18 protein-coding genes and 1 pseudogene are annotated in these 23,024 nt (G+C 66.0%); 8 read left to right on the top strand and 11 right to left on the bottom strand.

Going from position 1 to position 23,024, the window contains the following annotated elements; all coding sequences use genetic code 11:
• The first annotated feature begins 6 nt into the window (after positions 1 to 6).
• Positions 7 to 3,216 (top strand): efflux RND transporter permease subunit, encoded by a 3,210-nt coding sequence (locus tag QFZ54_RS12825; protein WP_307087649.1) that lies wholly within the window; start codon positions 7 to 9, stop codon positions 3,214 to 3,216.
• Positions 3,217 to 3,221: 5 nt separating this feature from the next.
• A pseudogene (locus QFZ54_RS12830) lies at positions 3,222 to 4,748 on the top strand (efflux transporter outer membrane subunit).
• 140 nt (positions 4,749 to 4,888) lie between these two features.
• Here QFZ54_RS12830 and QFZ54_RS12835 read toward each other — a convergent pair.
• Entirely contained in the window at positions 4,889 to 5,509 is a 621-nt protein-coding gene (locus QFZ54_RS12835) for an NADPH-dependent FMN reductase (RefSeq protein ID WP_307087650.1), read from the bottom strand.
• 187 nt (positions 5,510 to 5,696) lie between these two features.
• Between QFZ54_RS12835 and QFZ54_RS12840 the strand changes: the two genes are divergently transcribed.
• The 3 genes from QFZ54_RS12840 (at position 5,697) to QFZ54_RS12850 (ending at position 9,921) form a co-directional block, all read left to right on the top strand.
• A complete protein-coding gene (locus tag QFZ54_RS12840) occupies positions 5,697 to 7,850 on the top strand; it encodes a transglycosylase domain-containing protein (RefSeq protein ID WP_307087652.1) in 2,154 nt (717 codons plus the stop codon).
• Between the two features lie 149 nt (positions 7,851 to 7,999).
• On the top strand, positions 8,000 to 9,001 hold the full coding sequence (locus QFZ54_RS12845; RefSeq protein WP_307087654.1) for a threonine aldolase family protein: 1,002 nt from the start codon (positions 8,000 to 8,002) through the stop codon (positions 8,999 to 9,001).
• Positions 8,998 to 9,921, top strand: coding sequence for a DMT family transporter (locus QFZ54_RS12850; protein WP_307087656.1), 924 nt, complete (start codon positions 8,998 to 9,000; stop codon positions 9,919 to 9,921). The genes QFZ54_RS12845 and QFZ54_RS12850 overlap by 4 nt, the downstream gene beginning before the upstream one ends.
• On the opposite strand, the gene QFZ54_RS12855 is transcribed toward QFZ54_RS12850, so the two are convergent.
• A complete protein-coding gene (locus QFZ54_RS12855) occupies positions 9,834 to 10,670 on the bottom strand; it encodes an NAD(P)-dependent oxidoreductase (RefSeq protein WP_307087658.1) in 837 nt (278 codons plus the stop codon). The genes QFZ54_RS12850 and QFZ54_RS12855 overlap by 88 nt on opposite strands.
• Positions 10,667 to 12,394 (bottom strand): M28 family metallopeptidase, encoded by a 1,728-nt coding sequence (locus tag QFZ54_RS12860; protein ID WP_307087660.1) that lies wholly within the window; start codon positions 12,392 to 12,394, stop codon positions 10,667 to 10,669. Before QFZ54_RS12860 ends, QFZ54_RS12855 begins: the two co-directional genes overlap by 4 nt.
• A gap of 106 nt (positions 12,395 to 12,500) precedes the next feature.
• Here QFZ54_RS12860 and pepN point away from each other — a divergent pair, with 106 nt between their 5' ends.
• Complete coding sequence (pepN, locus tag QFZ54_RS12865) at positions 12,501 to 15,089, top strand: aminopeptidase N (protein ID WP_307087662.1); 2,589 nt, start codon at positions 12,501 to 12,503, stop codon at positions 15,087 to 15,089.
• A 141-nt stretch (positions 15,090 to 15,230) separates the two neighbouring features.
• Here pepN and QFZ54_RS12870 read toward each other — a convergent pair whose 3' ends face one another.
• Positions 15,231 to 15,659 (bottom strand): nucleoside deaminase, encoded by a 429-nt coding sequence (locus QFZ54_RS12870; RefSeq protein ID WP_307087663.1) that lies wholly within the window; start codon positions 15,657 to 15,659, stop codon positions 15,231 to 15,233.
• A 60-nt stretch (positions 15,660 to 15,719) separates the two neighbouring features.
• A complete protein-coding gene (locus QFZ54_RS12875) occupies positions 15,720 to 15,938 on the bottom strand; it encodes a hypothetical protein (protein WP_307087665.1) in 219 nt (72 codons plus the stop codon).
• 161 nt (positions 15,939 to 16,099) lie between these two features.
• On the opposite strand from QFZ54_RS12875, the gene rpmB reads away from it, so the two are divergent.
• Positions 16,100 to 16,399: a 50S ribosomal protein L28 gene (gene rpmB / locus QFZ54_RS12880; RefSeq protein ID WP_093398383.1), complete on the top strand. Its 300-nt coding sequence runs from the start codon at positions 16,100 to 16,102 to the stop codon at positions 16,397 to 16,399.
• Between the two features lie 97 nt (positions 16,400 to 16,496).
• Here the strand turns inward: rpmB and QFZ54_RS12885 are convergent, their stop codons facing one another.
• Positions 16,497 to 17,522, bottom strand: coding sequence for an esterase-like activity of phytase family protein (locus QFZ54_RS12885; protein ID WP_307087667.1), 1,026 nt, complete (start codon positions 17,520 to 17,522; stop codon positions 16,497 to 16,499).
• A 155-nt stretch (positions 17,523 to 17,677) separates the two neighbouring features.
• Between QFZ54_RS12885 and QFZ54_RS12890 the strand changes: the two genes are divergently transcribed.
• Positions 17,678 to 18,061, top strand: coding sequence for a glycine zipper 2TM domain-containing protein (locus tag QFZ54_RS12890; protein ID WP_307087669.1), 384 nt, complete (start codon positions 17,678 to 17,680; stop codon positions 18,059 to 18,061).
• Positions 18,062 to 18,391: 330 nt separating this feature from the next.
• On the opposite strand, the gene QFZ54_RS12895 is transcribed toward QFZ54_RS12890, so the two are convergent.
• The 5 genes from QFZ54_RS12895 to QFZ54_RS12915 form a co-directional block, all read right to left on the bottom strand.
• Positions 18,392 to 18,910: a phosphoribosyltransferase gene (locus tag QFZ54_RS12895; RefSeq protein ID WP_307087671.1), complete on the bottom strand. Its 519-nt coding sequence runs from the start codon at positions 18,908 to 18,910 to the stop codon at positions 18,392 to 18,394.
• A gap of 120 nt (positions 18,911 to 19,030) precedes the next feature.
• Positions 19,031 to 20,365, bottom strand: a complete 1,335-nt coding sequence (locus QFZ54_RS12900) for a cystathionine gamma-synthase family protein (protein ID WP_307087672.1) — start codon at positions 20,363 to 20,365, stop codon at positions 19,031 to 19,033.
• 89 nt (positions 20,366 to 20,454) lie between these two features.
• Positions 20,455 to 21,213: a peptidoglycan editing factor PgeF gene (pgeF, locus tag QFZ54_RS12905; RefSeq protein WP_307087674.1), complete on the bottom strand. Its 759-nt coding sequence runs from the start codon at positions 21,211 to 21,213 to the stop codon at positions 20,455 to 20,457.
• Between the two features lie 178 nt (positions 21,214 to 21,391).
• On the bottom strand, positions 21,392 to 21,904 hold the full coding sequence (locus tag QFZ54_RS12910; RefSeq protein ID WP_307087676.1) for a GNAT family N-acetyltransferase: 513 nt from the start codon (positions 21,902 to 21,904) through the stop codon (positions 21,392 to 21,394).
• A complete protein-coding gene (locus QFZ54_RS12915) occupies positions 21,901 to 23,001 on the bottom strand; it encodes a class I SAM-dependent methyltransferase (protein WP_307089441.1) in 1,101 nt (366 codons plus the stop codon). Before QFZ54_RS12915 ends, QFZ54_RS12910 begins: the two co-directional genes overlap by 4 nt.
• Positions 23,002 to 23,024 lie beyond the last annotated feature (23 nt).

A 23,024-nucleotide genomic window follows, 5' to 3' on the forward strand; every position in this document is an offset into this window, starting at 1 on the left:
CCGCCCATGTCACGCTATTTCATCGATCGACCCATCTTCGCGTGGGTCATCGCCATCATTTTGATGCTGGCCGGTATTCTCGCGATCCGGTCGCTGCCGATCGCCCAGTTCCCTGAGATCGCCGCCCCCAAGGTGACGGTCGCGACGTCCTATCCGGGTGCCGACGCGCAGACGCTCGAGAACACGACGACGCAGATCATCGAGCAGCAGATGAAGGGGATCGACAACCTTCGCTACTTCGCCTCGACGTCGGACGGCTCGGGCAACCTCGCGATCACGCTGACCTTCGAGCAGGGCACCGATCCCGACATCGCGCAGGTCCAGGTGCAGAACAAGCTGCAGCAGGCGACTCCGCTCCTGCCGCAGGAAGTCCAGCAGGCCGGTCTTCGCGTGACCAAGGCGACCGCCAACTTCCTGCTCGTGATCGCCGCCTATTCCGAGAATGGCGCGCACGACCAGGTCGATCTTGGCGACATGATCGCCTCGAAGCTCCAGGATCCGCTCAGCCGCATCAAGGGCGTCGGCGACACGCAGGTGTTCGGCGCGCAATATTCGATGCGCATCTGGGTCGATCCGTTCAAGATGTCGAACCTCGGCGTCACCGTCACCGACATCACGGCGGCGCTGACCGCGCAGAACGCACAGGTCTCGGCCGGTCAGGTCGGCAGTTTGCCAGCGGTAAAGGGCCAGTCGCTCAACGCCACCGTGACCGCGCAGTCGCGCTTGCAGACGCCGGAGCAGTTCCGCGCGATCATCGTCCGTTCCGCGACCAGTGGCGCGACCGTGCGCCTGTCGGACGTCGCCCGTGTCGAGATGGGCTCGGAGAACTACAGCTTCCAGGCACGGTACAACGGCAAGCAGGCGGCAGGCTTCGGCGTGAAGCTCGCACCGGGCGCCAACGCGCTCGATACCGTAAAGCTGGTGAAGGCCGAGGTCGAGCGGATCGCCAAGCAGTTCCCGCCCGACGTCAAGGTCGCGTTCCCGATCGACAACTCGACATTCGTGCGGCTGTCGGTCGAGCAGGTCATCCATACGCTGATCGAGGCGATCATCCTCGTCTTCCTCGTGATGTTCCTGTTCCTACAGAATTTCCGTGCGACCCTGATCCCCACGATCGCGGTCCCGGTCGTGTTGCTCGGCTCGCTCGCCGTGCTCCAGGTCGCGGGGTTCACGATCAACACGCTGACGTTGTTCGGCATGGTGCTGGCAATCGGTCTGCTCGTCGATGACGCGATCGTCGTCGTCGAGAACGTCGAGCGCCTCATTCAGGAGGAAGGGCTGAGCCCCAAGGAAGCCGCCAAGAAGTCGATGGACGAGATTAGCGGCGCGCTGGTCGGCATCGGCCTCGTGCTGTCCGCCGTGTTCCTGCCGATGGCGTTCTTCAGCGGCTCGACCGGCGTGATCTTCCGCCAGTTCTCGATCACCATCGTGTCGTCGATGGCGCTCTCGGTGCTGGTCGCGTTGATCCTCACGCCCGCACTCTGCGCGACGATCCTGAAGCCTGCGAAGGACGGTCACGGCGAGAAGAAGGGCTTCTTCGGCTGGTTCAACCGCACCTTCGACAAGGGCGTCGGCAAGTACGGAAACAGCCTGCGCCGCGTTGAGAAGGGCTGGGTCCGCACGATGCTGGTCTATGCCGTGATCGTCGTCGCGATGGCCTTCATCTTCCTGCGCCTGCCGTCGGGCTTCCTCCCCGAGGAAGATCAGGGCGTGATGTTTGCGCAGGTTTCGATGCCGTCGGGTACGCCGATGGAGGAGACCGCACGGACGATGGACAAGGTCCGCGATCACTTCCTGATCGACGAGAAGGCCAATACGTCCGGCATCTTCACGATCAGCGGCTTCGGCTTCGTCGGCCAGGGCCAGAATGTCGGCATCGCCTTCATTCAGCTCAAGCCTTGGGAAGATCGCAAGGGCGCGGAGAACACCGTTGCCGCGGTCGCCGGACGCGCCAACCAGGCGCTCGCCGGGGTCCGTGCCGGCATGGTGATCGGCTTCGTGCCGCCAGCCGTGCAGGAACTCGGCAACGCCAACGGCTTCGACTTCATGCTGAAGGACAATGCCGGCGTCGGTCACGAGAAGCTGCTCGAGGCCCGCAACATGCTGCTCGGCATGGCCAGCCAGGACAAGCGCCTGATGCAGGTCCGTCCGAACGGCCTGGAGGATGCGCCACAGCTGAAACTGAACGTCGACCAGGCGGAAGCCGGCGCGCTCGGCCTCAGTCAGGCCGACATCAACACCACCGTCAGCACCGCGTTTGGTGGCGCCTACATCAACGACTTCATCGACCGCGGTCGCGTGAAGAAGGTGTTCGTGCAGGCCGACGCACCGTTCCGCACCTCGCCCGCCGATCTCGGCAACTTCTACGTCCGCGGCACGACCAGCAACGCGATGGCACCGTTCTCGTCCTTCTCGACGACGAGCTGGAACTACGGCCCGTCGCGCCTCGAACGCTACAACGGCGTGGCGTCGTTCGAGATCATGGGCTCGCCGGCGCCGGGCGTCAGCAGCGGCACCGCGATCAAGGCGATGGAAGAGATGGCGGCCAAGCTGCCCCCCGGCATCGGCTATGAGTGGACCGGGCTCAGCTACGAGGAAAACCTGTCGGGCGGCCAGTCGACCACGGTCTACGCGCTGTCGCTTCTGATCGTGTTCCTCTGCCTCGCGGCATTGTACGAGAGCTGGTCGATCCCGATCGCCGTCCTGCTGGTGGTGCCACTCGGCGTCCTCGGCGCGGTGGCGGCGGCGATGATCTTCGGGCTGAACAACGACATCTACCTCCAGGTCGGCCTGATCACGACGATCGGCGTGGCGGCGAAGAACGCGATCCTGATCGTGGAATTCGCCGAGGAGAAGATGGGCGACGGGATGAACGCGGCCGATGCCGCGGTCGAGGCGGCGAAGCTTCGCCTTCGCCCGATCCTGATGACGTCGTTCGCGTTCATCTTCGGCGTGTTGCCGCTCGCCTTGTCGAGCGGTGCCGGCGCCGGTGGCCAGAACGCGATCGGCTGGGCGGTGGTCGGCGGCATGCTGTCCGCGACCGTCCTCGCGATCTTCTTCGTGCCGCTGTTCTTCCTGCTCGTGAAGCGCGTCTTCAAGCAGGACAAGGCCGGCGCGGGGCAAGACCGCGATCAGGTACGCAATGACGACAACCGTGACGGCGGTCATGACGATAACCGTCATCCGCCCCACGACCAGCGGCCGCAGGAGGCCTGATCCAGATGCTCTCGACCAAGATCTCCAGCCGCACCGCGCTCACGTTCGCCGCCGGGCTCACGCTAGCCGGGTGCAACCTTGCCCCCAAATACGTCCGCCCGGAGCTTCCCGTGGCGCCGAGCGGACCGACCGGGCCCGCCTATGCCGCCGGCAACGCGGCAAGCGCGATCGTTCCGGCGGACACCGCGTGGGAGGCGTTCTTCACGGACGACCGTCTGCGCGGCGTGATCCGCCTCGCGCTCGATAACAATCGCGACGTCCGCATCGCGGTCGCCAACGTTGCACAGGCTCGCGCACTGTACCGCGTCCAGCGCGCAGACCTGTTCCCGACTGTGGGCGCAACCGGCAGCGCGACCTATCAGAAGTCACCGTTCAACGCGGTCGGCGGCGGTGGAGTCGGCGGCGGCACGGGCGGTGGTCGGTGAGTCGGTGGAGGCGTCGGCGGCGGTGTGGGCGGCGGCGTAGGCGGCGGCACGGGAGCCGGTGCGGTAGCAGGCAGCGGCCGAATCGACATCTATTCGGCCAACGTCGGCATCTCGGCTTGGGAGATCGATCTCTTCGGCCGCATTCGCAACCTGACCCAGGCGCAGCAGGAGGCGTATTTCGCCGCGGAGGAAAACCGCAATGCCGCCCAAGTATCGCTCATCTCCGAGACAGCAACCGCATGGCTGACGATGGCTGCGGATCAGGACCGGCTAAGAATCGCGCGCGATACCGAGCGCGCGTTCGGTCAGACGCTGAAGCTCACACAGGATCGGTTCCGGATCGGCATCGCATCCGAACTCGAAGTGCGTCAGGCGCGTACCACCTATGATCAGGCCCGCTCGGATATCGCCGATGCGACCACGCTGATTGCGCAGGACCAGAACGCGCTCAACCTGTTGGCCGGGACGACCGTGTCGCAGGACCTGCTCCCTGCGCGGATGCCGGACAAGACGCCGACGCTGGAAAACCTGCCCGCGAACCTGTCGTCGGAGGTGCTGTTGCGCCGCCCGGATGTCGCAGCAGCCGAGCACAACCTGATCGCCGCCAACGCGAACATCGGCGCGGCTCGCGCCGCGTTCTTCCCGAACATCTCGCTCACCGCGGCGTTCGGGACACTCAGCCTCGGCCTGTCGAACCTTTTTGGCAGCGGCAGCCAGCAATGGTCGGTCGCCCCCTCGATTACCCAGCCGATCTTCGATTTCGGCCGTAACAAGGGTAACCTGCAATACGCCAAGGCAACGCGCGACGCGATGCTGGCCACGTACGAGAGAAGCATCCAGACCGGCTTCCGCGAAGTCGCCGATGCGTTGGCGCGTCGCGGCACCATCAACAGCCAGCTGGAGGCGCAGACGTCGCTCCGCGACAACGCAGCCGGCGCATACAATCTGTCGCAGCTCCGCTTCCGCGCCGGGATCGACCCGTTCCTGAACACGCTCGATTCGCAGCGCGCTCTCTACACCGCGCAGCAGAGCCTGCTTGCCACGCGGCTGGTGCGCGACAGCAACGCGGTCGAACTCTATCGCTCGCTGGGCGGTGGCCTGAAGTAAGGCCCGCTCCCAACGGCTGACCTGCCCCCTCCCTGGAAGGGAGGGCTGGGGGTGGGTAGGCCAGCTTGTGTCGCGACCGTCTGGACAGATCAAAACTGAACCACCCCGAACACTTCCTTTCAGGGAAGGGGGAGAAGGTTCTAGTTCGCCGGCTCGGACAATGGCGCAAACCGCGCGACCTGCCGCCCGACCAGGCGCAACTGCTCGAGTACCGCAGGATCGCTCGCCCCGCCCTCGTCGTCGAACTTCGTCACCTGCGTATTGATCGCGGCTGCAAACGGCGTCGGCCATCCGCGCAACGCATGGACGATCGAGCGCAGCGCGGCGATCGTGCTACCGGTCGCCTGCCAGCCATAGGCCGTGGCGATCAGCCCGACCGGCATGTCCGCCAGATACGGCCGCTCGTCGCGCGCCGTTTCCTCCAGCAGGTCGAGCGCGTTCTTCACCACGCCCGAAATGCTGCCGTGATAGCCGGGGCTGGCGATGATCACCGCCGATGCGCCCCGCACGGCCTCCACGAATGCCTGCTCGTCCGCGGTCCGCGTCGTCGCCTTGGGATCGTAGAGGGGCAGCCGCGCCATGTCGGCCCCGCCGAACATCTGCGTGCGATAGCCCTGCTTCTCGACCGCATCGAGCGCGATCCGCAGCGCACGCTCGGTCGACGAAACGCCGCCGATCGTGCCGCCGATGCCAACCACTAGCGGCAGAACGGCAGGAAGAGTTTCGGAAGCGGTCACGATATCACCCTGTTCGAACGTCATCGCCCTGCTCTTCCCCGTTTCGCCGGGCGATGACAACAGGGCTTCGACCGGTTCTCGTTTGGCGGGCACCACGAGCGCTGTCGCTAAGCCCCGGTACACGTTAGGCATGCGCATAGGCTTGCACGAGCTGTCATAGAACGATAACACACTAAAGTCCGCCCGTTGGCCGACCCGCTGGAACGATCCGATGCGCCCCGATCCCTTCGACCCCGACCGTTCCAGCTCGCGTGGCGACCGCGAGCCCTATGCGTATGAGCGCGAGCGGCTGATTACCGAACGCGAACGCCTGCGCCAGAAATATGAAGCCGAGCGGGACGGCGAAGACCCGGAACCCTATGATCGCGACTTCGGCGCGCCCTATGTCGCCCCCCGCGCGCCACGCCCGCGCCGCCCGATCGGTCGCTGGATCCTGCGCGGATTCGGCATCGGTATCGTCCTGCTGGTGATCGCAATCATCTGGCTGGCGATCACCGCGCCGCTGTCGAAGTCGCTCCAACCGCCCACCCCGCCCTCGATCACGCTAACCGCGGACGACGGCACGCCGATCGCGCGCCGAGGTGCTATCATCGGCAAGTCGGTGGATGCCTCCAAGCTCCCGCCGCACGTTACGCAGGCGTTTCTGGCGATCGAGGACCGGCGCTTTTACTCGCACTGGGGCGTCGATCCGCGCGGCATCGCCCGTGCGGCGTGGGCGAACCTCGGCTCGGGCGGCGTGCGCCAAGGCGGCTCGACCATCACGCAGCAACTCGCGAAGAACGCGTTCCTCGATTCGGACCGCACCGCGACGCGAAAAATCCGCGAGGCGATGATCGCCTTCTGGCTCGAGGCATGGCTGTCGAAGAACGAGATCCTCTCGCGCTATCTCTCGAACGTCTATTTCGGCGACAACACTTACGGGATCAGCGCGGCGGCCAAGCATTATTTCGGCCGCACGCCCGACAAGCTGAACGTCGGCCAGGCGGCGATGCTCGCGGGACTCGTCAAGGCGCCGTCCCGCCTTGCCCCCACCTCCAACCTCGAAGGCGCGCGCAAGCGTGAGGCCGTGGTCGTTGGCGCGATGGTAGATGCCGGCTTCCTTACCAAAGCCGAGGGCGCCGCGGTCCGGCCGCAGCGCGTGCTCGGCAGCCGCCCGTCGCAATTGCCCAACGGCACCTATTTCGCCGACTGGATCCTCCCCGAGGCGCGCGATCAGGCTGGTGAGATCAAGACCGAAGCGACCGTCCAGACGACGCTCGATCCTCGCCTCCAGCGCGCGGCGGAGCGCACCGTGTCGCGCGCGGGTCTGCGTCAGGCACAGGTCGCGCTCGTCGCGATGCGGCCCGATGGTCGCGTCGTCGCGATGGTCGGCGGCAAGGATTACCGGAAGAGCCCGTTCAACCGCGCGACTCAGGCGCGGCGCCAGCCCGGCTCGACCTTCAAGCTGTTCGTGTACCTCGCCGCGATGCGTCAGGGGATGACTCCTGATTCGACGATCGAGGACAGCCCGGTGACGATCGGCGACTGGTCGCCCAAGAACAGCGATGGCCGCTATCAGGGGACGATCACGTTGCGCCAGGCGTTCGCGCGCTCGTCCAACGTCGCCGCCGCGCGGCTCACGCAACAGGTCGGCGTGAAGGCGGTGATCAAGGCGGCACGCGATCTGGGTATCTCGACACCGATCCCGAACGAGGCGACGATCGGCCTGGGCACTTCGACCGTGTCGCTGCTCGAGCTGACCGCCGCCTATGCCGCGATCGCGCGCGAGCAATATCCGGTGCAGCCGCGCGGGCTTGCCGACGTGCGCGAGAAGGGCTGGTACCAGTCGCTGACCGGCGGCGCGACCGAGATGCCGTCGAAGATCCACGACGAGATGCTCGACCTGCTCGCCGCCTCGATCCGCAACGGCACCGGACGACAGGCGAACCTGAGCGTCGATGCGTTCGGCAAGACAGGCACTACCTCGGACAACAAGGACGCGCTGTTCGTCGGCTTCGCGCGCGATCTGGTGGTCGGCGTGTGGGTCGGCAACGACGACAATTCCTCCAACCCCGGTTTGTCGGGCGGCGGCATCCCCGCGCGGATCTGGCGCGACTTCATGCAGTCCGCGCTGGGGATCGCGCCGGTTGCCGCGCCGCCGCCGCCGGTCGAGGAGATCGATCCGGATGCGCTGCCGGCGGACGACCAGGACAATTCGGTGCTGCCACTCGGTGGCGAGATCGAAGGGATGGGCTTCAACCTGAAGATGGGCGAGGACGGCACGATCTCCGTCGGCCCCTCCCGCCGCGACCGGGAGGAGGGCCCGCCACTGCGCGACGATCGGAGACCGCCGGAGGAAGAACCGGGGCCTTACGAGGGGCAATAGGACTCCAGCCGCGGAGTAGCTTGTTTCCCCGCGAAGGCGGGGATCCAGACTGGGCTCCCGCCTTCGCGGGAGAACAAGAAGGCGGGCGCTATCGTCCGAGTGACGGTAGCCCCGTTGACGCCATCACCGCAGCGCAGCATGTCCTGACCATGCGCTTTTTCTCCGATAACGCCGCCACGATCCACCCCCACGTCATGGCCGCGATCGCCGCCGCAGACACGCTCGACACCGCCTATGCCGGCGACGCGTGGAGCCAGCAGCTCGACGGCCGCCTGTCCGAGCTGTTCGAAACCCAAGTCGCGGTGCTCTGGGTCCCTACCGGCACCGCCGCCAACTGCCTCGCGCTCGCCGCGCTCTGCCCCCCGCACGGCGGCATCGTCTGCCACCGCGACGCGCACATCCAGAACGACGAGGGCGGTGCGCCCGAGTTCTACACGCACGGCGCCAAGCTGTTCCTCGCCGACGGCGACGGCGCGAAGCTCACCCCCGACACGATCCGCACCGTCCTCGACGCGATCCCCGACGACGTCCACCGCGTCCAGCCGCACGCGATATCGATCACCAACGCCACCGAATATGGCCGCGTATACCTGCCCCACGAAGTCGCCGCGATCGGCGCGCTGGCGAAGGACCGCGGGCTCGGCTTCCACATGGACGGCGCGCGCTTCGCCAATGCCATGGTGCACGCCGGCTGCTCGCCCGCGGACATGACATGGCGCGCAGGCGTCGACGCGCTGAGCTTCGGATTCGTCAAGAACGGCGCGATGAGCGCGGAAGCGCTGGTGTTCTTCAAGCCCGAACTTGCCGCCGTCACGCAATACCGCCGCAAACGCGCAGGCCTGCTGCTGTCGAAGGGGCGGTATCTCGCCGCACAGATCCTCGCGATGCTCGACGACGACCTCTGGCTCGCCAACGCCAAGGCCGCGAATGACGGCGCGGCCAAACTCGCTGCCGCGGCCGGCGACCGCCTCGTCCACCCCGTCGAGGCGAACGAAGTCTTCCTCCGCGCCACGCCGGAAGAAGCCGCGGCCCTGAGAGCGAAGGGCTTCGACTTCTACGACTGGGCTGCGGGTGAAATCCGGCTCGTCACAGCCTTTGACAGCCCGACGGATGCGGTCGGCCTGCTCGCCGACGCGATACGGGAGTTATGACCCCCGGTCCCACCGACCCACCACAGTCGACCCGCGCGGCAGTGCTGATCCCGTTCGGCATCGTCACGCTGATCTGGGGTTCGACTTGGCTCGTCATCCGCGACCAGATCGCGGTGGTGCCGCCGAGCTGGTCGATCAGCTACCGCTTTCTCGTCGCCGGCATCGCGATGGCGATCTACGCGGGGCTCAAGCGCGAGAGCTTCCGATTCGACGCCCGCGGCTACGCGTTCGCGGCGGTGATCGGCATCGCCCTGTTCACGTTCAACTTCAACTTCGTCTACCGCGCCGAGCATTACGTCACCTCCGGCCTGGTAGCAGTGGTGTTCGCCCTCCTGCTCGTCCCCAACGCGATCTTCGGCCGCATCTTTCTCAAGCAACGTCTCGGGCGCCAACTCATGGTCGGGTGCGCGGTGGCGATGGCGGGTGTCGCGTTGCTGTTCGTCAATGAGGCCCGCGTCGATCCGCACGGACCGCGCTCGGCGACGATCGGCATCCTCCTGACGCTGGGCGGCGTGATGGCCGCATCGGTCGCCAACGTCATCCAGGGCAGCGCGTTCGCCAAACGCTATCCGATGGCGCCGACGCTCGCGATCGCGATGCTGATCGGTGCCAGCCTCGACGCGACGTTCGCGTGGATCACGACCGGCCCGCCGGTGTTCGAGCCGCGCTTCGGCTATGTCGCCGGCATCCTCTATCTCGGCGTGTTCGCGTCCGCGCTCGCCTTCCCGCTGTATTTCAACGTAATCCGCGCGATCGGCCCGGCCAAGGCGGCCTATTCGGGCGTCATCGTGCCGGTGATCGCGATGCTGCTATCGACGATCTTCGAGCGCTATCACTGGTCGGCCTTGGCCGTCGCCGGCGCGGTGCTGTCCGGGATCGGCCTCGTCATCGCACTCAGCGCACGCAGACCGGCACGGTAGTCGGGCCACGCGGGCGTCCAGCCGAGCACGCGCTTCGCCTTGCCGTTCGCCACCCGCCGGTTCTCCTTGTAGAAACCGCGTCCCATCGCCGACAATTGCTCGAGCGTGACGAACGGCGGCGCAGGCATGCCGAGCAGCATCGCCGCATAGGCCACCACGTCGTTCTGCGACGCCGGCACGTTGTCCGCGAGGTTATACGCCCCGGCCGGCGCATCGAACCCGGCGATCACGCCCGAGACGATATCGTCGACATGCGCGCGACTGAACACCTGCCCCGGCTGCTCGATCCGGTGCGCCTTGCCCTGCCGCACCCGGTCGAGCGGCGAACGACCCGGGCCGTAAATCCCCGGCAACCGAAACGCCCGCGCGCCGATCGCGAGCCAGTCCGCATCCGCTGCCGCGCGGGCGCTGCGCCGACCGCCACCGGTCGGCGCGGTCTCGTCCACCCACGCGCCTTGAGCATCGCCATACACCCCGGTCGACGACAGGTATCCAAGCCAGGCCCGCGTCCGCATTAGCAGCGAGCCGTAACGGACAAGCACCGGATCGACCTCGTCCACCGGCGGCACAGACGACAGGATATGCGTCGCCGCCGCGATCTCCGCCGTCACCGCATCGACGTCGTCGAACCGGAGCGTATCGCCGCGACCATCCCGCGTGGTGCCGACGACATGCCAGCCGTCACCGGCCAGCCGCTCGGCGATCCGGCCCGCGGTGTAGCCCAGCCCGAAGATAAGCAGTCGGCTCATTTTGCCGCCCCGCCCGCTACGCCTTGCGCCATCGGCCCCTTGTAGAGCGTCCCGAAATAATCGCCCGCATTCCACACCGGCCGCTGCGCGCCGTCGGCGATCTCGCGCGCGATCCGGTAGTTCGCATCGACGAACCGCACGCCCTGATCCCACATAATCGGCTGCGACAGGTCGTCCGAAGGCTTGTGGTAATTGTTCGCCATGAAATACGCGACCGCCGCCTTGCCCGGCCCCTTCTGACCCGGCCACAGGAAGACCGATGGAATGCCCTTCTGGACGAAGCGGAAATGATCCGAGCGGACGAAGATGCCCTCCTCCGGCATCGGATCGGGCGACAGGCCGACGCCGATCGCCGCCACGGCCTTCTGCACGATCGGGCCGATCGTCGAACGCTCGGCGCCGAACACCACCATGTCCTCGAACTTGTAGGTCAGGATCGGCATGTCGAGGTTCACGTCGGCGACGATCGAGCTCAGCGGCACGGTCGGGTGGTTGGTGAAGTAATCGCTGCCGACCAGCCCCTTTTCCTCGCCGGTGACCGCCAGGAACATGATGGTCCGCTTAGGCGCCTGCCCGCTGGCCGTGAACCGCTTGGCCTCCTCGATCAGGCTGGCGATGCCGATCGCGTTGTCGAGCGCGCCGTTGTTGAGCGCATCGCCCTTGATGGGCTTGGTGATGCCGATGTGATCGAGATGGGCGGAAAGCACGACGACCTCCTTGCCGACCACCGGATCGCTGCCCGGGATCACGCCGACGACGTTGCTGCTCGCGGCGGGCACGAAGCTCGTCTTCGTCGCGACCGTCAGCGTACCGAGCAGCGGCATCGACTTGAACTTGGCGTTGTTACTGTCCGCCTGCTTGACGATCCGGCTCCACGGCGTCTTCGCACCGGCAAACAGCTTGGCCGCGCCGACCATGCTGACCGTGCCGAGCGACGGCGCGCGCGGCGCGTCGACCTTGCCCGTGCCGTCCGGGTTCGCCCAAGTCATCCGCGGCGTAGCGTAGGAGTCCGCCATCTTGGCGAACGTCCGCACCTTCGCCGAGCGCGGGCTCTCCAGCGTGATCACGCCGACCGCGCCCTTTGCCTGTGCGGTCGCCGCCTTGGTCCCGCCCGACCCGAAGAACGCACGCTCCTCACCGCCGAACCGCGCCGGCGAGCCGCCGAAATAGGCGACGATCTTGCCGCGCACGTCGACGCCCTTGTAATCGTCCTGGCCATATTGCGGCGCGTCGATGCCGTAGCCGACGAACACGACGGGTGCAGACACACTGGTCTCCGCCTTCGCGCCGTTCGCGGCGGGCACATAGTCCTCACCGAACACGAGCGGCTGCGCGGCCCCGCGACCGGTCCACACGAAATCGCCCTTGCTCGCCGCCTTGTACGACACCAGCGGCACCGCCTGGAGATACCCGCCCGCATCGCCACCCGGACGAAGCCCCGCGGCATAGAATTGCGCGGCCACATATTGCGCGGCGATATCGAACTCGGGGCTGCCAGCCTCGCGTCCCTTCATCGCATCCGACGCGAGGAACAGCACATGCGCCTTCATCGCCGCCTGATCCGCGGGCAGCGGTGCCGCAAGCTTCGCGTTCAGTTCGGCAGCGTTCGGAGCGGTCGCCGGTACGGCCTGAGTTGCAGGCGCGGGAACAGTCTGGGGCGCCGTTTGCGCCAGGGCGGACGTAGATAGCGCGAGCAACGCGAGCGCGCCGAGAGGACGATACATCCGGAAATCCTTGCAAAGGGAACGTGTTGCAGCGGCGTAGCATCCACCGTCACCCGCGCAAGCTTTGGCTGGCGATAGGCGGCCGCCGCCCTATATTCGCCAGCATATGCTCGACATCCAGAACAGTCTCGCCCACCCGCTCGTCATTCACCGCGAGGATTATACCCCGCCCGAATGGCTGGTCCCCGAGACAAAGCTGGATTTCGACCTCGATCCCTTCACCACGCGCGTAACGGCAACGCTGTCGGTGACGCGCAACGGCAATCACGCCGCACCACTGCGGCTCGACGGCGCAGGACAAAAGCCGCTCTCGGTCACGGTCGACGGCGTGGCGATCAACGACTGGCGGATCGACGGCGAACAGCTCGTCATCCCGCTCGCCGGCACCGCGCACGTCGTCGAGACGCAGGTCGAGATTGCACCCGATCGCAACACGCAACTGATGGGACTCTACGCGTCGGGCGGTAATCTCTGCACGCAATGCGAGGCGGAAGGCTTCCGCCGGATCACCTATTTCCCCGATCGCCCCGACGTGCTCAGCGTTTATTCGGTCCGTATGACGGCGGACAAGAAGCACTTCCCCGTGCTGCTTGCGAACGGCGATCCAGTCCAACAAGGCGATCTTGACGACGGCCGCCATTGGGCGACGTGGCACGACCCCTTCCCCAAACCTTCCTACCTTTTCGCGCTGGTCGCCGGCAATCTCACCGTGAACCGCAGCAGCTTCACGACGATGTCAGGGCGCGAGGTCTCGCTCGGGATATGGGTGCGCGAGGCCGACCTGCCCAAGACCGACCACGCGCTCAAGGCGCTCGAGCTCGCGATGGCGTGGGACGAGACGACCTATGGCCGCGAATACGACCTCGACGTGTTCAACATCGTCGCGGTCGACGATTTCAACTTCGGCGCGATGGAGAACAAGGGCCTCAACATCTTCAACTCGCGCTACATCCTCGCCGACCCGGATACCGCGACCGATTACGACTATGACGCGATCGCCGCGGTCGTCGCGCACGAATATTTCCATAATTGGTCGGGCAACCGGATCACCTGCCGCGACTGGTTCCAACTGTCGTTGAAGGAAGGCTTCACCGTCTACCGCGACCAGGGCTTCTCCGCCGACCAGGGTTCGCGCGCGGTCAAGCGCATCGAGGACGTCCGCGGCTTGCGCGCGTCGCAATTCCCCGAGGATTCCGGCCCGCTCGCGCACCCCGTGCGGCCTGAATCCTACCAGGAGATCTCCAACTTCTACACCGCCACGATCTACAACAAGGGCGCCGAACTGATCCGGATGATGGCCGCGATCCTAGGCCCGCAGGGCTTCCGCGCGGGCACCGACCTGTATTTCGATCGCTACGACGGCACCGCGGCGACCTGCGAGGATTTCGTCACGTCGATGGAGGAAGGCGGTAACGTCGACCTTACCCAGTTCCGCCTCTGGTATACGCAGGCCGGCACGCCGCGCGTATCCGCCAGCCTTTTGCAGGATGGCGACCGCGCAACGTTGCGGCTCGCGCAGCAGGTGCCCGCCACTCCCGGCCAGCCGGTGAAGTCGCCGATGGTGCTACCGTTGCGTGTGAAGCTGTTCGGCGCGGAGTCGGGCACGGCTCTGGCCGACGAACGCCTCGTCCTGTTCGACGACACACTCGACACGATCGAGTTCGAAGGCCTTGCCGAACGCGCAGTCCTGTCGATCAACCGCGGTTTCTCTGCCCCCGTGGTGGTCGAGACCGACCGCACCGCCGCCGATCTCGCCTTCTTGAGCGCGCACGACGACGATCCGTTCGCGCGCTACGAGGCGATGCAGCAACTGATGCTCGATACGCTGGTAGCGTCGGTAGAGGGGCGCGCGGATCACGAGAGCGTGATCGCCGCGGTCGCGAACACGCTCGCCAACACCGACCTTGATCTGGCGTTCGTAGCGGAGGCGGTGCTGCTCCCTTCGGAGAGTTTCATCGGCGACCAGATGAAGATCGTCGACCCCGAAGCGATCTTCCGCGCCCGCGAGGCATTGCGCCGCGATCTCGGCACGCGACTGGAGACGCAGTGGCGGCAGGCGTACGCACGTGGTGAAGGTCAGCCCTATGCCTACACGCCCGAGGACAAGGGCCTGCGCCGACTGCGGACGGTAGCACTCGGCTATATCGCGGCGAGCGGCGCGGACGATGCGCCAGATTTGGCCTTCGCCCAGTTCGATTCGGCGGACAACATGACCGATCGGATGGGCGCGCTGACGACGCTGGTGAGCAGCGAGTCCGAGATTCGCACCACCGCGCTCGACATCTTCTACAGCCAATATTGCGACAACCCCCTGGTGCTCGACAAATGGTTCCAGGGGCAGGCGCAGTCGTCGCGCGACGATACCGGTGCGGTCGTTGCCGCGCTCGCCGAGCATGCCGACTTCACCCTGACCAACCCCAACCGCGCCCGCTCGCTGATCGGCGCGTTCGGCGCCAACCAGCGAGCGTTCAACAATGCCGACGGGAGCGGGTATCGGTTCCTGGCGGACCAGCTTATCGCACTCGATCGGTTGAACCCGCAGACTGCGGCGAAGCTCCTGCCGCCGCTGGGCCGCTGGCGCCGGTTCGACGCGGCGCGTGCCGACTTGATGCGTGCGGAACTGGAACGGATCGTGCGGACGCCGGGGCTATCGAAGGATTTGTTCGAACAGGCGTCTAAGAGTCTCGAGGGGTAACGCTCCGGGGGAGATCGGAAAGCCATGCCCCTTTCCCGTTCGTGCTGAGCGAAGTCGAAGCACCTTCACTTGGGGCACACCCTTCGACTTCGCTCAGGGCGAACGGGAAAGGGGCGTGGGGCCGAGCGCGACCGAGGTGACCTACCGACGATTCACAAAGAACTGCCGCAAGATCATCGCCGCCTCGGTCTCGGCAATTCCCGCGTAAACCTCAGGCCGGTGATGGCATGTCGGCTGGCCAAAAAAGCGTGGCCCATGCTCGACCGCACCGCCCTTCGCATCGGGTGCCCCATAATAAAGCCGCGCGATACGCGCATGAGCGATCGCACCGGCGCACATCGCGCAGGGCTCCAGCGTTACCCAAAGATCGCACCCTTCAAGCCGATCGCTCCCGAGCGCGCTAGCGGCGGCACGAATCGCCTGGATCTCTGCATGCGCAGTCGGGTCGGACAACGCCCGCGGCGCATTGGCACCCACAGCGATAACGATGCCATCCTTCACGACGACGGCGCCAACCGGGACTTCCCCGGCCAGCGCCGCATCGCGGGCCGCGTCGAGCGCGCGGCGCATGGGTTCGGGAATAGGGAACATGGCCTCAAGCCCTGCCCGCGCTGCCCCCTTCCGTAAAGCTCAGTTCGGGGCCTGGCTGTTACCCGGCTTCTCGACGTTGATCGTCGGCACCGCCACGCTCTTGTTCTCGGTACCCAGGGTGACCTTGCCAACGTCGGCCTGGAACTTCGGCGTCTGGACCATTCCCGGGCGGGTCTGGTCGATGTTGATGATCCCGAAATACATCAGGCCGACCACGACCAGCACGACGATTGCGAGCAGCGACAAGAGCGTACGCATTAGAACATCCCCTTTTCTTGAACAGTTCGATAGCGTAACAACGTCCGCGAACGACGCCGGTTGCAAGACACGTTTTGCGCGCAATCGGTTGACGAAAGCCGGCGCGCCAGCTATCCGCGCGCCTTTCCGGGGTTCCTCCCGACACTTGAATAGGTAATCACATGTCGCGCATCTGCGAACTGACCGGCAAGGGCCGGATGGTCGGGAACAACGTCTCCCACGCCAACAACAAGACCAAGCGCACGTTCCTGCCGAACCTGCAGAACGTCACGCTGCTTTCCGATTCGCTCGAGAAGGGCGTCAAGCTGCGCGTCTCGACGCATGGCCTGCGCACCGTCGAGCATAACGGCGGCCTCGACAACTGGCTGGTGAAGACCTCGGACGACAAGCTGTCGCTCCGCGTTCGCCGCCTGAAGCGCGAAGTCGTCAAGAAGATCGCATCGTCGGCAGTCGCCGCCTAACAGCGACGATTGAAGGTCGCCGCTTCATAGCGGCGGGCAAGACGATCACCGCGGCCCGCCCTGCACCTCGCAGGGCGGGCCGTCGGCGTTTGTGCATTCAGCGGTCCAGCCGGAACTTCAGCAGCAATGTCCGCTGGAGAAACATCTGGTTGTCGTCCGACACGATCCACACGATCGTCTTGCCGTTCTCGACCGTCGTGTCGATCCCCTCGAAATTGTCGTGGATCAGCGGCGCATCGATCGTAGCGATCAGACGGCCACGAGCGATTCGCCCCGCCGCAACGTCCTCCGCTGCCACCCGCGATATCCGTGCCGAAAACGTGAACGGCAGCCGGAAACCGCGATCGAGCACAAGCAAATCGCCGTTCGGCAACGCGGTGACGCCCGACGGATCGTACCGACCATGGGGTTCGTATGCGAATCGCTGCGGCACCGCCGCCCCGGTCGGATCGCGCGCAAAGATCAGCGCCTGCCGCGTATGCAACCGCGCCGCCTCCGACCCGGACCAGTCCGGCCCCCGGACATGCGCCTCCTCGCTGATGACGACGAACCGTCCATCAGGCAGTCGCGCCATCGACTCGGGACCGCCATTGGTAGGCCATTTCCGCATCGCCTCGGGCGCCACCCGCGACTCGTACCGCGCAAAGCCCGAAGCGTAGCGCCAGATCGAGTTGGCATCCTCGAACCCGACCCAGATCTTTCCCGTTACCCCATCAATCACCATCGATTCGCTGTCGCGGTCGCGTTTCTCCCAGCCGATGCCGGGGCCCGCGGGCAGGTTCTTGAACGCGACACGATGCGGGAGCCAGTCGGCACCCATGTCGAACTGGACGATGTTGCCGCCGTCACTCAGCATCGTGAAGCGATTACCGGTCGCGGTCGGGGCGACATCGAGTGACGAAAATCCCCCGAACGCCCGATCGCGACTGGCGAGCGCCACGCCGCCCAGGTAGGTGAGGCCACCGACGCGCACGCGTCGCGGGTTGGTGCGATCGAGCATCACACGCGTCGCAGTCAGCTGCGCGCGCTTGCCAAGCAGGTCGAGCCGCGCCTCGCCCGACCAGGTCGGCACGACCGCACAGACGCTCACGGCGACGAACAGGACAGTGATCAGGCGCCGCATCGCGTCCTCATAGGGTGTCCGCCGATCCGCGGAAGCATGAACAGCGGATAACGGAGGCATTCAGGCTCGGCTCAATGCGAATCACCCATAAGCGTCTCATCGAGGATGGAAGCACGGCAGACGCCGCCGCCGAAATCCCCAACGGGAGACGCACGATGTTCAAGACTTTTACCCTCGCCGCCAGTGCCCTCGCATTGGGTGCGACCGCCCTCGTTCCCGCCGCCGCCGATGCGCAGCGTTATGGCTCGCGCTACGAGCGTGGCTATGATGGCTATCAAGGTGGCGGCTATCGCGGCGACGACCGCGGCTATCGCCAGTATCGCGGAAACGATCGCCGCTATAATTACAACAACCGCAACCGTCGCGGGTGCGACAATACCGGTGGCACGATCGTCGGCGCGTTGGCCGGTGGCCTTCTCGGACACACCATCGCGGGTCGCGGTGATCGCACGCTAGGTGCAGTCCTCGGCGCTGCCGGTGGTGGCCTCGCCGGCAACGCGATCGATAAGTCGGATAACCCGCGGTATTGCCGGCGCTAAGCCCGGCAACGGGCCGGTGCTCGCCGCAAAGCGGCCGAGCACCGGCCGGCACGGACGGCGGGCAGGCCCAGCCTGACCCGACCGACGACGGCTTCGCCGACGTCGCGCCCCGTCGGCCCGGGCCACACCAGTTTCCCAGTTCCCTCGCGTAGCGTATCGAGGGCGAGGGCCGGCTTCCCGTTCGGAAGCCGGCCCTTTGTTCGTTTATTGCTCCCCTCCCTGGAAGGGAGGGGTTGGGGGGTGGGTCGGTTTCCGTATCACGGCACGGTTGCGACCAAAGCTGGCCAACCCACCCCCGGCCCCTCCCTTCCAGGGAGGGGAGAAGCTCAGTCAGGCGATCCGCTCAGGCACCTCCGCCGCATCCTCGGCAATCGCCGCCGCCGGCGCGACCGCCTCCCAAGGAAACACGAACCAGTCCTTCGTCACCGTCCGGTCGATCACTCGCGCACTATAGTCGATCCGCTCCGCCGAGCTGACATTGTCGATCAGCATAGCAAACCGCACCGCCCCCTCGACCGCCCCCGCCGCAGCCAGCGCCCCACGCAAATGCGTGATCGTCCGCCCCGAATCGTTGATATCGTCGAGAAACAACAGCCGCTCGCCATTGCGCGTGCGCGCGGCCAGCTTCACCAGCGGCTCGTCGGCAAAGTCCTTCACCTGGCTGGAATAATCGACCGACAGCGTCGGCAAACCGATCGCGTGGCTCAGGAACACCGCCGGCACGAGACCGCCACGACCAATCCCGATGATGTAATCGGGTTTCCACTCGGTATCCTCGACCAGCTTGGCGGCGAGGATGTGGATCGCGGCGACGAACTCGTGCTGCGGGATAGGGGTGAAAATCGGCATTCTTGGACGCTACCGACTTGCCGTTGCGAGAGCTAGCCGTTCTCCTGCGAAAGCAGGAGCCCAGGGTTAAAGGTGCAACGATCGTAACCCTGAACTCCCGCGTTCGAGGGAGAACAATACTCAGATCGTCTCCAGCGCCTGCTCGAAATCGGCGATCAGATCGTCCGGATCCTCCACCCCGATCGAGATACGGACGAGGTTATCCGTAATCCCCAGCGCCTGCTTGCGCGCATCCGGCACCGACAGATGCGTCATCCCCGCCGGATGGCTCGCCAACGTCTCCGTCCCGCCAAGCGACACCGCCAGCTTGGCGATCATCAAGGCATCGAGGAACGCGAAGCTCTCGCGCTCGCCGCCCTTGAGGTACAGCGAGAAGGTCGAACCACCCCCGGTGCAATGACGGCGATAGATGTCCGCCTGACGCTCCATGCCGGGCTCGTCCTCGAGAAAGCCGAGATAGGCGACGCGCTCGACCTTCGGATGATGCCGCAGGAAGCCGCAGACCTTCGCGGCATTCTCGCCCGCGCGGCTCATCCGCAGTTCCAAAGTCTCCAACGATCGCAGCAACATCCACGCGGTATTCGGATCGGTGATCGTCCCGATCGTGTTGCGCATCGTCCGGATCGTGTTGATATGCTCCTTCGTACCGAGCACGCCGCCAGCGACGAGATCCGAATGCCCGCCGACATATTTCGTCAGCGAGTACACGACGATATCCGCGCCGTGCTTGAGAGGCTGGAACCACAGCGGTCCCAGGAAGGTGTTGTCGATCGCGATCGGGGGCTTCTCACCCTTGAAGATCGCGTCACGGCTGGCGGCGACTGCCTCGACGTCAACCAGCGCGTTGGTCGGGTTCGCAGGGCTTTCCAGATAGATGAGCGCGACGTTGCCGGTTGCCGCCTCGGTCATTACCGCGTCGATTTCCTCGCGCGTCGCACCGGCGGGGAAGTCGAGCCACTTCACGCCGAACTTACCGAGCACGCGGCCGATCAGCGTCTCGGTCGCCGCATATAGCGGCCCCGAATGGACGATCGTGTCGCCCGGCTTGACCATCGCGAGGAACAACGTCGCGATCGCCGACATTCCCGACGAGAAAGCGAGCGCGTCCTCCGCCTCTTCCCAAACGCCGAGGCGATCCTCCAGGATCTCCTGGTTCGGCCCATTGAAGCGCGAATAGACGAGTCCCTCCGCGCCGCCCGGACGCTTGCCGGTGACGCCTTCGAAATGACGCTTGCCCGCCGCCGCGTTGGGGAACACGAACGTCGAGGTGAGAAAGATCGGCGGCTTGAGCGAGCCTTCCGACAGCGCCGGGTCGTAACCGTGGCCCATCATCAGCGTCGACGGCTTCAGCTTGCGCCCGCCGATCTTCTCGACCTCGGGCTTGGGCGCAACACGTGCGGCGACGCCGGTCAGGTCGGCTTCGGTTTCGTTCGCATTGTTTGGGGTATCGGACATCATATGCTCCTGCGTGGCCCGTCTGGCGCGGGCCGATGTGCAGGGTCTAAACGAGCCATGCAGGATTTGGGACCCGTTACAGGCCCCCGTTACAGCCCGATAATGCTGATCTGGCGCCCATAGGAGGGCTCGCCGCGATGGGTCGCCCGCCGGTAGCTGAAGAAGCGGTCCTCATCGGTATAGGTGTCGAGCCCGAGCGCTTCGATCCGGCCGATCCCGGCGATCGCGAGACGGCTGACGACATAGGCTTCGAGATCGAACTGGTAATGGTCGGCACGGCCATCCGCAAAGAAGCGCTCGTTCTCCGGGTCCGCCTCGCAGAACCGGCGGATGAAGCCGTCGTCGACCTCGTAGCTGGCGCGCGCGATGCACGGCCCGACTGCGGCGACGATCCGGTCGCGGTGCGCGCCGATCGCTTCCATCGCGAGGATCGTCGCATCGGTGACGCCGCCGAGCGCGCCTTTCCAACCGGCATGCGCGGCGGCGACGACGCCGGCTTGGGCGTCGGCGAACAGCACCGGCGCGCAATCAGCGGTGAGGATGCCGAGCGCTAGGCCCGGGCGGTTGGTGACCAGCGCGTCAGCGTGCGGACGAAGCGCGTCGTCGAGCGGCTCGGTGACAGTGACCGCGTCGGCGGAATGGACCTGATAGAGACCGACGAGTTTCGCGCCTGGGAGGACAGCTTCGGTCGCGCGTCGGCGGTTCTCGGCGATGCTGGCGGGGTCGTCGTCGGATCCGATACCGACGTTAAGGCTCGCATACGCCCCCGTCGACACGCCCCCACGCCGGCCAAGAAAGCCGTGCGGAATGTCGCCCAGGGACTTTGCGCGGATCACGTCGATGTTCATTTTATATCACCCAACATCAAACATGCCCCCCCACCCCGGCGGAGGCCGGGGCCCAGTTGGGAGACGTTGCTGACGACGGACAGCAAGCTGTTACTACGACCTTTCCAGCTGGGCCCCGGCCTCCGCCGGGGTGGGGTAGTCTGTCCAATGTCGTCCCATTCCCATGCACTACTGACCATCACAATACGAGCCGCATGATCCGGTCATCATCCGGCTGCTCGCCAACCATGAACACATACCGCCCGATCTCGACGAACCCGTAGCGCTGGTAGAACCGGTGCGCCCGGTGGTTGTCCACATACACGCTTAGGATCATCTCCGTTCGCCCGTCCGCCCGCGCGACGTCGATCGCCCAGTCCATCAACGCCGGACCAACACCCGCGCCATGCTGGTCGCCGCGCACATAGAGCTGATGGAGTTCGATCGCGGTTGCGGGCCAGTCGCCGGGAAACGCAACAGTTCCGATCTTCGCAAACCCGACGATCTCACCCGCCTCGTCCACCGCAACGCGCACCGTGAAAGCAGGATCGGACAGCTGCGCCGGAAGCCCCTTTTCACCGAACGTCTGGTCGAGAAACACGGCAAGGTCTTCGGGCCGATATAGCGTGCCGAAGGTGTCGGTGAACGACCGCTTCGCCATCGCGGCGAGCTCGGGTCCGTCCGCCGGGATGGCGTTGCGATAGGCGATCATGCACCCCACCCTGCAAACGCCGCCGGGGTCGGCCAGGACGGCGCCGTGATCGCAAGTGCTTTGAAGAGCGTTCCCATGTCGTCCATCAGTCTGCTCCGATCCGCCCCGAGCGCCTCGGCGCGATCGGGCGATGCCTTTGCCAGCGCCGACGTCCGCGAATCGATCCCGAGCGCACCGAGCAAATCGCGTTGCGTCACCGGCCCCCACGCGACCGCGCCCTCTGTCTGCGCAGCGGCGGCAAGCGTGGTGAAGTCGACATGCGCGGTGAGGTCGTGCTCGCCGGGCGCCTCGAACGGATTGGCGAACGCATGCCCGCGCACGGCCTGCAACGTGTCGCCAATCGCGGGCCCCTCATAGCCATAGTCGACCGCAATCAGCGCACCGCCCTGCGCCGCGATCCGCTTGGCAAGGCCGCGGATGATCGTGACGGCCGCAGGCGAGGTTTCCAGGATCGAACCGGCGGGAGCCTCGCGAAACGGTTCGGGGATCACCGCATCGGGCAGCGGCTTGCCCGCGATCGGCAGGAACAGCAGGTCCTGCGCGGCGACGAGCCGTTCGTGCCATTGCTCGCGCTTGACGAGCTGCCGGATCGGCAGCGCGTCGAAGAACTCGTTGGCGACGACGATCAGCGGCCGATCGGTCGGCAGCGTGTCGATCGCGTCGTGCCAGATGGCGGCGGGCACGCGCTCGGCCTGAGCCGCGCGCAGCGCTGGGCTGGTTTCGACGAAATGTACGGGCGGTTGAAGCCCAGCCTTTGCCATCGCGCGCGTAGCATCGGCGGCAAGCGTTCCTCGACCGGGGCCGAGCTCAACCCAAGCCACATCTGGGCGGCCAGCGCGGTTGCAAAGATCGGCACACCACAGCCCTACAAGTTCGCCGAACATCTGGCTGATCTCAGGCGCAGTGGTGAAATCGCCCCCCGCCCCCAGCGGATCGCGGGTCGCATAGTAGTGCGCGTTAGCGGCCGCCATGTACTGCGCGACGGGGATCGGACCTGCGAGCGCGATCGCTCGGGCGAGGCGTTCCGGGAGGGCGGTATCGATTCCCCTTCCGCTTGCGGGAGGGGTTAGGGGAGGGGCTGGATTATCTTTGGCCATGACGTTTGCGGCCATGCCCTCCC

Source organism: Sphingomonas faeni (assembly GCF_030817315.1).
Classification (GTDB): domain Bacteria; phylum Pseudomonadota; class Alphaproteobacteria; order Sphingomonadales; family Sphingomonadaceae; genus Sphingomonas; species Sphingomonas faeni_C.

What these genes read in the sequence shown, in the direction of transcription:
- QFZ54_RS12885 (WP_307087667.1), bottom strand. Translation starts at nt 17,522, where the DNA reads ATGCGGCGCCTGATCACTGTCCTGTTCGTCGCCGTGAGCGTCTGTGCG.
- pgeF (WP_307087674.1), bottom strand. Translation starts at nt 21,213, where the DNA reads ATGAACATCGACGTGATCCGCGCAAAGTCCCTGGGCGACATTCCGCAC.
- QFZ54_RS12895 (WP_307087671.1), bottom strand. Translation starts at nt 18,910, where the DNA reads ATGCCGATTTTCACCCCTATCCCGCAGCACGAGTTCGTCGCCGCGATC.
- QFZ54_RS12900 (WP_307087672.1), bottom strand. Translation starts at nt 20,365, where the DNA reads ATGTCCGATACCCCAAACAATGCGAACGAAACCGAAGCCGACCTGACC.
- QFZ54_RS12835 (WP_307087650.1), bottom strand. Translation starts at nt 5,509, where the DNA reads ATGACGTTCGAACAGGGTGATATCGTGACCGCTTCCGAAACTCTTCCT.
- QFZ54_RS12870 (WP_307087663.1), bottom strand. Translation starts at nt 15,659, where the DNA reads ATGCGCCGCGCGCTCGACGCGGCCCGCGATGCGGCGCTGGCCGGGGAA.
- rpmB (WP_093398383.1), top strand. Translation starts at nt 16,100, where the DNA reads ATGTCGCGCATCTGCGAACTGACCGGCAAGGGCCGGATGGTCGGGAAC.
- QFZ54_RS12875 (WP_307087665.1), bottom strand. Translation starts at nt 15,938, where the DNA reads ATGCGTACGCTCTTGTCGCTGCTCGCAATCGTCGTGCTGGTCGTGGTC.
- QFZ54_RS12890 (WP_307087669.1), top strand. Translation starts at nt 17,678, where the DNA reads ATGTTCAAGACTTTTACCCTCGCCGCCAGTGCCCTCGCATTGGGTGCG.
- QFZ54_RS12910 (WP_307087676.1), bottom strand. Translation starts at nt 21,904, where the DNA reads ATGATCGCCTATCGCAACGCCATCCCGGCGGACGGACCCGAGCTCGCC.
- QFZ54_RS12860 (WP_307087660.1), bottom strand. Translation starts at nt 12,394, where the DNA reads ATGTATCGTCCTCTCGGCGCGCTCGCGTTGCTCGCGCTATCTACGTCC.
- QFZ54_RS12850 (WP_307087656.1), top strand. Translation starts at nt 8,998, where the DNA reads ATGACCCCCGGTCCCACCGACCCACCACAGTCGACCCGCGCGGCAGTG.
- pepN (WP_307087662.1), top strand. Translation starts at nt 12,501, where the DNA reads ATGCTCGACATCCAGAACAGTCTCGCCCACCCGCTCGTCATTCACCGC.
- QFZ54_RS12845 (WP_307087654.1), top strand. Translation starts at nt 8,000, where the DNA reads ATGCGCTTTTTCTCCGATAACGCCGCCACGATCCACCCCCACGTCATG.
- QFZ54_RS12825 (WP_307087649.1), top strand. Translation starts at nt 7, where the DNA reads ATGTCACGCTATTTCATCGATCGACCCATCTTCGCGTGGGTCATCGCC.
- QFZ54_RS12840 (WP_307087652.1), top strand. Translation starts at nt 5,697, where the DNA reads ATGCGCCCCGATCCCTTCGACCCCGACCGTTCCAGCTCGCGTGGCGAC.
- QFZ54_RS12915 (WP_307089441.1), bottom strand. Translation starts at nt 23,001, where the DNA reads ATGGCCAAAGATAATCCAGCCCCTCCCCTAACCCCTCCCGCAAGCGGA.
- QFZ54_RS12855 (WP_307087658.1), bottom strand. Translation starts at nt 10,670, where the DNA reads ATGAGCCGACTGCTTATCTTCGGGCTGGGCTACACCGCGGGCCGGATC.